4 protein-coding genes and 1 pseudogene are annotated in these 6,988 nt (G+C 64.1%); 3 read left to right on the top strand and 2 right to left on the bottom strand.

Annotated elements, in window-relative coordinates:
• Window positions 1–72: 72 nt before the first annotated feature.
• Together JOY90_RS26815 and JOY90_RS26820 are read right to left on the bottom strand one after the other, a co-directional pair.
• Window positions 73–1,059 (bottom strand): sensor domain-containing diguanylate cyclase, encoded by a 987-nt coding sequence (locus JOY90_RS26815; protein WP_291694120.1) that lies wholly within the window; start codon window positions 1,057–1,059, stop codon window positions 73–75.
• A 520-nt stretch (window positions 1,060–1,579) separates the two neighbouring features.
• Window positions 1,580–2,401: a CPBP family intramembrane glutamic endopeptidase gene (locus JOY90_RS26820; RefSeq protein WP_291694121.1), complete on the bottom strand. Its 822-nt coding sequence runs from the start codon at window positions 2,399–2,401 to the stop codon at window positions 1,580–1,582.
• A gap of 884 nt (window positions 2,402–3,285) precedes the next feature.
• On the opposite strand from JOY90_RS26820, the gene leuS reads away from it, so the two are divergent.
• The 3 genes and pseudogenes from leuS to JOY90_RS26835 all read left to right on the top strand — a co-directional run.
• Window positions 3,286–5,934: a leucine--tRNA ligase gene (gene leuS / locus JOY90_RS26825; protein WP_291694122.1), complete on the top strand. Its 2,649-nt coding sequence runs from the start codon at window positions 3,286–3,288 to the stop codon at window positions 5,932–5,934.
• Window positions 5,921–6,487, top strand: a complete 567-nt coding sequence (gene lptE / locus JOY90_RS26830) for an LPS assembly lipoprotein LptE (RefSeq protein ID WP_291694123.1) — start codon at window positions 5,921–5,923, stop codon at window positions 6,485–6,487. Before leuS ends, lptE begins: the two co-directional genes overlap by 14 nt.
• Window positions 6,488–6,490: 3 nt before the next feature.
• Window positions 6,491–6,988 (top strand): annotated as a pseudogene (locus tag JOY90_RS26835) (DNA polymerase III subunit delta); the annotation flags it as partial.

Consider the following 6,988-nt stretch of genomic DNA (forward strand, 5'->3'; position numbering starts at 1 on the left):
AATGCTGTCGAGAAATGGTGGGCACGGCGCTTCGCGCCTTAGCCCACCCTACACCTACGATTTCCCGATGACCTAGCTCGCGAGCTGCTTGCGCTCGACCTCGACCTCGGTGACGACCCGGTTGCGGCCGATCTTCTTGGCCATGTAGAGCGCGCGGTCGCAGCGGTCGATCAGATCCGCCATCGCCTCGCCGAGCCTGAACTGCCCAACGCCGATCGAGACGGTGATCTGCGGCAGCACCTCGCCGGTGGAGCGGCGGGTGAACTGGCATTCGGCGATCGTGCGGCGGATGCGCTCGGCTATGCCCTGGCAGGTGGCGAGGTCGGCGCACGGCAAGACCGCGATCAGCTCCTCGCCGCCATAGCGCGCCGGCAGGTCATCGCCACGCACCAGGTCGCGCAGCGATTTGGCGACCAGGCGAAGCACCTGATCGCCGACGCCGTGACCGAAATTGTCGTTGAACTTCTTGAAATGGTCGATGTCGATCAGAAGCACGCTGAGCGGTTCGTCCTTCTCCATCGCCGTGATCTGCGCGACGCGGAAAAATTCCTCCAGCGCGCGACGGTTCGGCAGGCCGGTGAGCGTATCGGTTCGCGCGCGCTCCTCGGACTTGCTCAGGGACTCGCGGATCGCGTCGAGCTCGCGCGACTTCTCCTTGAAATTCGCCTCGAGGTTGACGGCGCGGGCGGTCGCCCTGGCAAGCTCGCTCACCAGGTTCTCGATCAGCACCTTCGAATCGAAGCCGGTCTTGGCCTGGCCGGCGACGTCGCCGATCGCCTGCATCTGCGTCCGGTTGTCATCGATCGCCGTGGTCAGGAACTGCTTGGCGGAATCGACCACGCCGTGCAGTTGCTGCGAAACTTCGTGGACGACGACGGCTTCCGTACCTTGCGAGCCGATATAGGTCGCAAACAGGTCCTGATTGGTTGCCGCGTCGAACTTGCGCTTGTTGCTGATCAGAATATCGATCGTGCGCTTGAGGTCGGAGGATGCGCCGAGCGAATATTTGAACCAGAGATGAAAATTGTTGGGGGTCGGCGGAACACGCTGTTTCGCCATTTGCGCCAAGGCTCTTTCCGCGATCGTCGTCGCGTACTCGAAATCAAGCTCGTCGAACGTCGCGCCAGTCACGGTTTGAAATGATCCCGGGTGGTAGGCTGAGGTCTCACGTTGCGCAACCTTCCCACCGAAGTCTTAACCGCGCCTCAATCCGGATTCGGCCACGGCGATCGCGCGACGGCGATGACGCCGGAAAGTAATTTGCTCGTTACAAATTAGCGCGGTTCTTCCGTCAATCTTGGTACATCGGCACCGATTTTCGCAAATCTTGCGTAAAATGCGCACCGCAATTGAAGCGCAAGCTCAGTATTTGAACGGAGGAATTCGTATCGGCAAAATTGCGCTGCGCCCGAGGTGATGTCCGCCTTCCGCCACGCCAAAACAGCAGCGGACATTGCCTCGTGCTTCGCGCCGTCATGGTGCAAAGCAGCACCACCGAATCATAATCACCCATTCGCCGAAATGATCGTGCGGGACCCGGAAGGACCCCAGAACAGGCCGGTAGTTTCACGGCCTCTCCTCAAGAGAGACTTCCCGGATGCCACGCCGGCGGGAGCCACGTGGTCAGCGGAAGAAGCAGAAACGGTTGCGCGTTGAAGAGAAGATGCACCAGCCACGCCGGAGCGAGGGAGTCGTAGCGCAGACGCATCGTGAACAGCAAGCCGCCGAACACGACCATGACGGCGCCGAAAGCAAAGCCGAGCGGCAGGACGTGGTTGGCTCCGAAGATCAAACTGCCTGCGAGGCAGATCGCAGAGTCGCGCCAGCCGAGCCGGCGAAACCACGCGACCAGCAATCCGCGATAGAGAATTTCCTCGCTCAGCGGCGTCGTGACAACGAAGAGCAGGAGATAGACCGCAACCGATTGCGCATCATGGAAATTGATCCGAACGCCCGAGCCAGGGCCGCCGGTCAGGTGAGACAGCCCATGCAGCATCGCGGGCGCGCCATACACCGCGAGCAGGAAAGCCACGATGCTCGTTGCCAGCGCCGACCAGCTCAGCCTGCGGAAGAGGAAGATGTCCCCTCGCCAACTTCGGCGCGACGACCAGAGCCACGCCACGGCAACATCGATCCAACTGCCGGCCGCGTAAGCCAGTAGTCCATAGAACTGAAGGCTCGCCCTCGATGGCAGCGCCACGGGCACGCCGCGGAGCATCTGCCAGCCGGCGACCGCGGCGAGACCAGCGACGACGAGGGAGATCGCCAGTCCGATGGGCGCGAGCACCAACACGAGAACGACAATGCCGTCTCGCCGATTCGTGGCGACGGCCAGCCGATGGCCAGGGATATCGCTGGATTTGATTGTCGCCGATGAACTCCCAATCTCTGACATGCCCATGGCGCCCCGCTAATGATCTACCCTTCGCGAACCATGGCAGGCTGCGCCGGAGCCGGCTCGTCGAATTATGAAATCGGCTGATCGAATTGTCAGCTCGCGGCTTCGCCGCTTTCAAGCTGCTGCGCGCGAGCGCCAACCAGCCCGCTTTCCGCCTTGCGCCGAAACACCAGCTTTACCAGCCCCTTCGAGTCGACCGCGCTGTCCAGATCGCCGCGCTAAAATATTTCTCTTTTCCCGAAACAGGAATCGGTGGTATCTTATGCCCGTCCCGCCTCCACGAGAGGGGCGAACGCGTCGTCACGGACGTCGGAAGCGGGATGCGATGGACGTGGCGCGTCAGCCGACGACTGGCGTGGTTGCGGACGGCGAAAACGTGTGGTTCCGGCGCCCCGACGCTGGCGCTAAGCTCTGCGGAAGATGAGCCGCAGGGTGACGGGGGCAAGAAAGCCCGGTCCCCGGGAAGAGCACGGCATAAGCGTTAACACCATCGCGCAGGGAATGCCGGTGATTTCGGCTGAACCTGTGGTGACTGCCGCCTGCGTTTCTTGTTGCAGGCGGGCCATGGGTGAGGCTGAACCACCCGGCATTCCCTGCGCCCTCTCACAATTTCGGAGGGTGAGCCTTCGCAAAACTCGGACGGAATCCCGTCGCGAGAACGCGGACGTGCATCCTCTCCACTGTCATGCCCCGGCTTGACCGGGGCATCCAGCATTCCAGAGACGTCAGTGATCGATCCGATGGGCCGCGGCGTACTGGGTCGCCCGATCAAGTCGGGCGACGACCGCCGAGAGCCGCTTCAACCCGTTGACCCCACCGCCGCTTCTGTGGCCTATTCCGCCCCTCTTTGCGACGGCCGCAACGGCCCCCAAAAAAAGCCCAAGCACATGACCTCCGAACGTTACAACGCCCGCGACGCCGAGCCTCGCTGGCAGCGCGAGTGGGACGAAAAGGCGATCTTTTCGGCCAGGAACGACGATCCGCGGCCGAAATATTACGTGCTGGAGATGTTCCCCTATCCGTCCGGGCGCATCCATATCGGTCACGTCCGGAACTACACGCTCGGCGACGTGCTGGCGCGCTACATGCGCGCCAAGGGTTTCAACGTGCTGCATCCGATGGGCTGGGACGCCTTCGGCCTGCCGGCGGAGAACGCCGCGATCGAGCGCAAGGTGGCGCCGAAGGCCTGGACCTACGACAACATCGCCGCGATGAAGAAGCAGCTCCGCTCGATCGGGCTGTCGCTGGACTGGTCACGCGAATTCGCGACCTGCGACCCTTCTTATTACAGGCACCAGCAGAAGCTGTTCCTGGACTTCTTGCGCGCCGGCCTGGTCGAGCGCGAGAGCCGCAAGGTGAACTGGGATCCGGTCGACATGACCGTGCTCGCCAATGAGCAGGTGATCGACGGCCGCGGCTGGCGCTCGGGCGCCGTGGTCGAGCAGCGCGAGATGAACCAGTGGGTGTTCAAGATCACGAAATATTCGCAGGAGCTGCTGGACGCGCTCGACACGCTCGACCGCTGGCCGGACAAGGTGCGGCTGATGCAGCGCAACTGGATCGGCCGCTCCGAGGGTCTCCTGGTCCGCTTCGCGCTGGACCCTGCGACAGCGCCCGCCGGCGAGACCGAGCTGAAGATCTTCACCACGCGGCACGACACCTTGTTCGGCGCCAAGTTCATGGCGATCGCGGCCGATCACCCGCTGGCGCTTGCCGCGGCCGCGAAAAATCCTGATCTCGCCGCGTTCATCACCGAGATCAAACGGATCGGCACCGCGCAGGAAGCCATCGACACCGCCGAGAAGCAGGGTTTTGACACCGGCATCCGCGCCATCCACCCGTTCGATCCGTCGTGGAGGCTGCCGGTCTATGTCGCGAACTTCGTGCTGATGGAATACGGCACCGGCGCCATCTTCGGCTGCCCCGCGCATGACCAGCGCGACCTCGACTTCGTCAACAAATACGGCCTCGGCAACACGCCGGTGGTCTGCCCGGAGGGCCAGGACCCCAAGACCTTCGTCATCACGGACGTCGCCTATGACGGCGACGGCCGCATGATCAACTCGCGCTTCCTCGACGGCATGACCATCGAGCAGGCCAAGGAAGAGGTCGCAAAACGCCTGGAGACGGAGGTGCGTGGCAATGCGCCCGTGGCTCAGCGCCAAGTCAACTTCCGCCTGCGCGACTGGGGCATCTCGCGCCAGCGCTATTGGGGCTGCCCGATCCCCGTGATCCATTGCGAGAAATGCGGCGTGGTGCCGGCGCCCGACACGCAACTGCCGGTGACGCTGCCGGAGGACGCCACCTTCGACAGGCCCGGCAACGCGCTCGATCATCATCCGACCTGGAAGCACGTCGCCTGCCCGAAATGTGCCGGCAAGGCCCAGCGCGAAACCGACACCATGGACACCTTCGTCGACTCGTCCTGGTATTTCGCCCGCTTCACCGACCCCTGGAACGCGCAGGCGCCGACCACGCGCCCGGTGGTCGACCGGATGATGCCGGTCGACCAGTATATCGGCGGCGTCGAGCACGCGATCCTGCATCTGCTCTACAGCCGCTTCTTCGTCCGCGCCATGAAGGCCACCGGCCACATCGCGATGGAGGAGCCGTTCGCCGGCATGTTCACGCAAGGCATGGTGGTGCACGAGACCTACCAGAAGGCCGATGGCTCTTACGTCACACCCGCGGAGGTCACGGTCGAGACCGGCAGCAATGGCCGGCGCGCGGTGCTGACGGCGACCGGTGAGGAGGTCACGATCGGCTCGATCGAGAAGATGTCGAAGTCGAAGAAGAACACGGTCGATCCCGACGACATCATCGCGACCTATGGCGCCGACGTCGCGCGCTGGTTCATGCTGTCGGACTCGCCGCCCGACCGCGACGTGATCTGGAGCGACGAGCGGGTGCAGGGCGCCTCGCGCTTCGTGCAGCGGCTATGGCGCGTGGTCAACGAAGCGGCGGACATCGCCAAGGCCGCGCCCGCCACCCGGCCGGCCGATTTCGGGCCGGAAGCAACCGCCCTGCGCAAGGCGGCGCATAGCGCGCTCGACAAGGTGTCCGGCGGCATCGAGCGATTGCATTTCAACGTCTGCCTCGCCCATATCCGCGAGTTCACCAACGCATTGGCCGACACGCTGGCGAAGGGCGGTCGGCCAGCGGCCGATCTCGCACCGAACTTGGTACCGGATCTGGTCTGGGCGGTGCGGGAGGCTGCGCTGATCCTGGTCCAACTCATTGCCCCGATGATGCCGCATCTGGCGGAGGAGTGCTGGCAGGTCCTGGGACAATCCGGGCTGGTATCGGAGGCCGACTGGCCGCAAATCGAACGCGATTTGCTGGTTGAGGATAGCGTCACCCTGGTGGTCCAGGTGAACGGCAAGAAGCGGGGTGATGTTACGGTGCCACGGGCGGCCGAAAATCCGGAAATAGAGACTGCCGTTCTGGCGCTCGATGCGGTAAAGCAGGCGCTGGGCGGCAAGGCCGTTCGCAAGGTGATCGTGGTTCCCATGAGGATCGTGAATGTCGTTGGCTAGCCCGAAGTTTGCGAGCCTTGGCATCGTTGTCCGGCTGTTCTCGGTGGTCGCCCTAGCATCACAGACAAACGGCTGCTTTCAGCCGATGTATGCCGAGCACGCCGATGGCTCGCCGGCGCTGCGCGACAAGCTGATGGCCGTGGAGCTTCCGCCCGTCGACAAGCCGAACGCTTCGCCCGAAGCCCGGATCGGGGTGGAGATTCGCAACGCGCTGGCGTTCAAGCTTTATGGCAACGCGACCGGCACCGCGCCGACCCACAAGCTGGTGCTGAAGTTCACGACCAACCGCTCGTCGCTGATCGTCTCCCAGGCCACGGGATTGCCGACCACCGAAAATGTCGGAATCGACGCACAGTACAATCTGGTCGAACTCGCCACCGACAAGTCGGTCATGACCGGAACGACCTTCTCGCGCGCGTCCTACGACATGCCGGGCTCCTATCAGCGTTTCGCGCGGCAGCGCGCCTTCCGCGACGCCGAGGATCGCGCAGCGCAGGAGATCGCCGAGAACATCCAGACCCGGCTGGCCGCCTATTTCGCGACCGGGACCTGATTTTTGGTCGCGCTGCGCGGCAGGGACGTCGACGCTTTTCTAGCCCGGCCAGATCCAGGGCGTCCCATCATCCTGCTCTATGGCCCGGATGCCGGCCTGGTCCGCGAGCGCGCCGATGCATTGCTGGCCTCCGCAGTCGACGATCCGACCGATCCCTTCTCGCTGGTCAGGCTCGACGGCGACGAACTCGCCGCCGAGCCGTCCAGGCTGGTCGACGAGGCCTTGACGGTGCCGCTGTTCGGCGGCCGGCGGGCGATCCGGGTCCGGACCGGTTCGCGCAGCTTTGCCTCGGGCGTCGAGACGCTGGCGGACACGCCGGTGAAGGACTGCCGCATCGTGATCGAGGCCGGCGACCTCAGGCCGGATCATCTGCTGCGCAAGGCGTGCGAGCGCGCCAAGACCGCGGTCGCGATCGGCTGCTATCCGGACGGCGAGCGCGATCTCGCCAAGCTGATCGACGACGAGCTGCGGCTGGCGAAACTGCGGATCGCGCCGGATGCG

Source organism: Bradyrhizobium sp., from assembly GCF_019242285.1.
Lineage (GTDB): Bacteria > Pseudomonadota > Alphaproteobacteria > Rhizobiales > Xanthobacteraceae > Bradyrhizobium.

Coding starts and splice junctions, on each gene's coding strand:
- JOY90_RS26815 (WP_291694120.1), bottom strand. CDS start 1,059: ATGGCGAAACAGCGTGTTCCGCCGACCCCCAACAATTTTCATCTCTGG.
- JOY90_RS26820 (WP_291694121.1), bottom strand. CDS start 2,401: ATGGGCATGTCAGAGATTGGGAGTTCATCGGCGACAATCAAATCCAGC.
- leuS (WP_291694122.1), top strand. CDS start 3,286: ATGACCTCCGAACGTTACAACGCCCGCGACGCCGAGCCTCGCTGGCAG.
- lptE (WP_291694123.1), top strand. CDS start 5,921: ATGTCGTTGGCTAGCCCGAAGTTTGCGAGCCTTGGCATCGTTGTCCGG.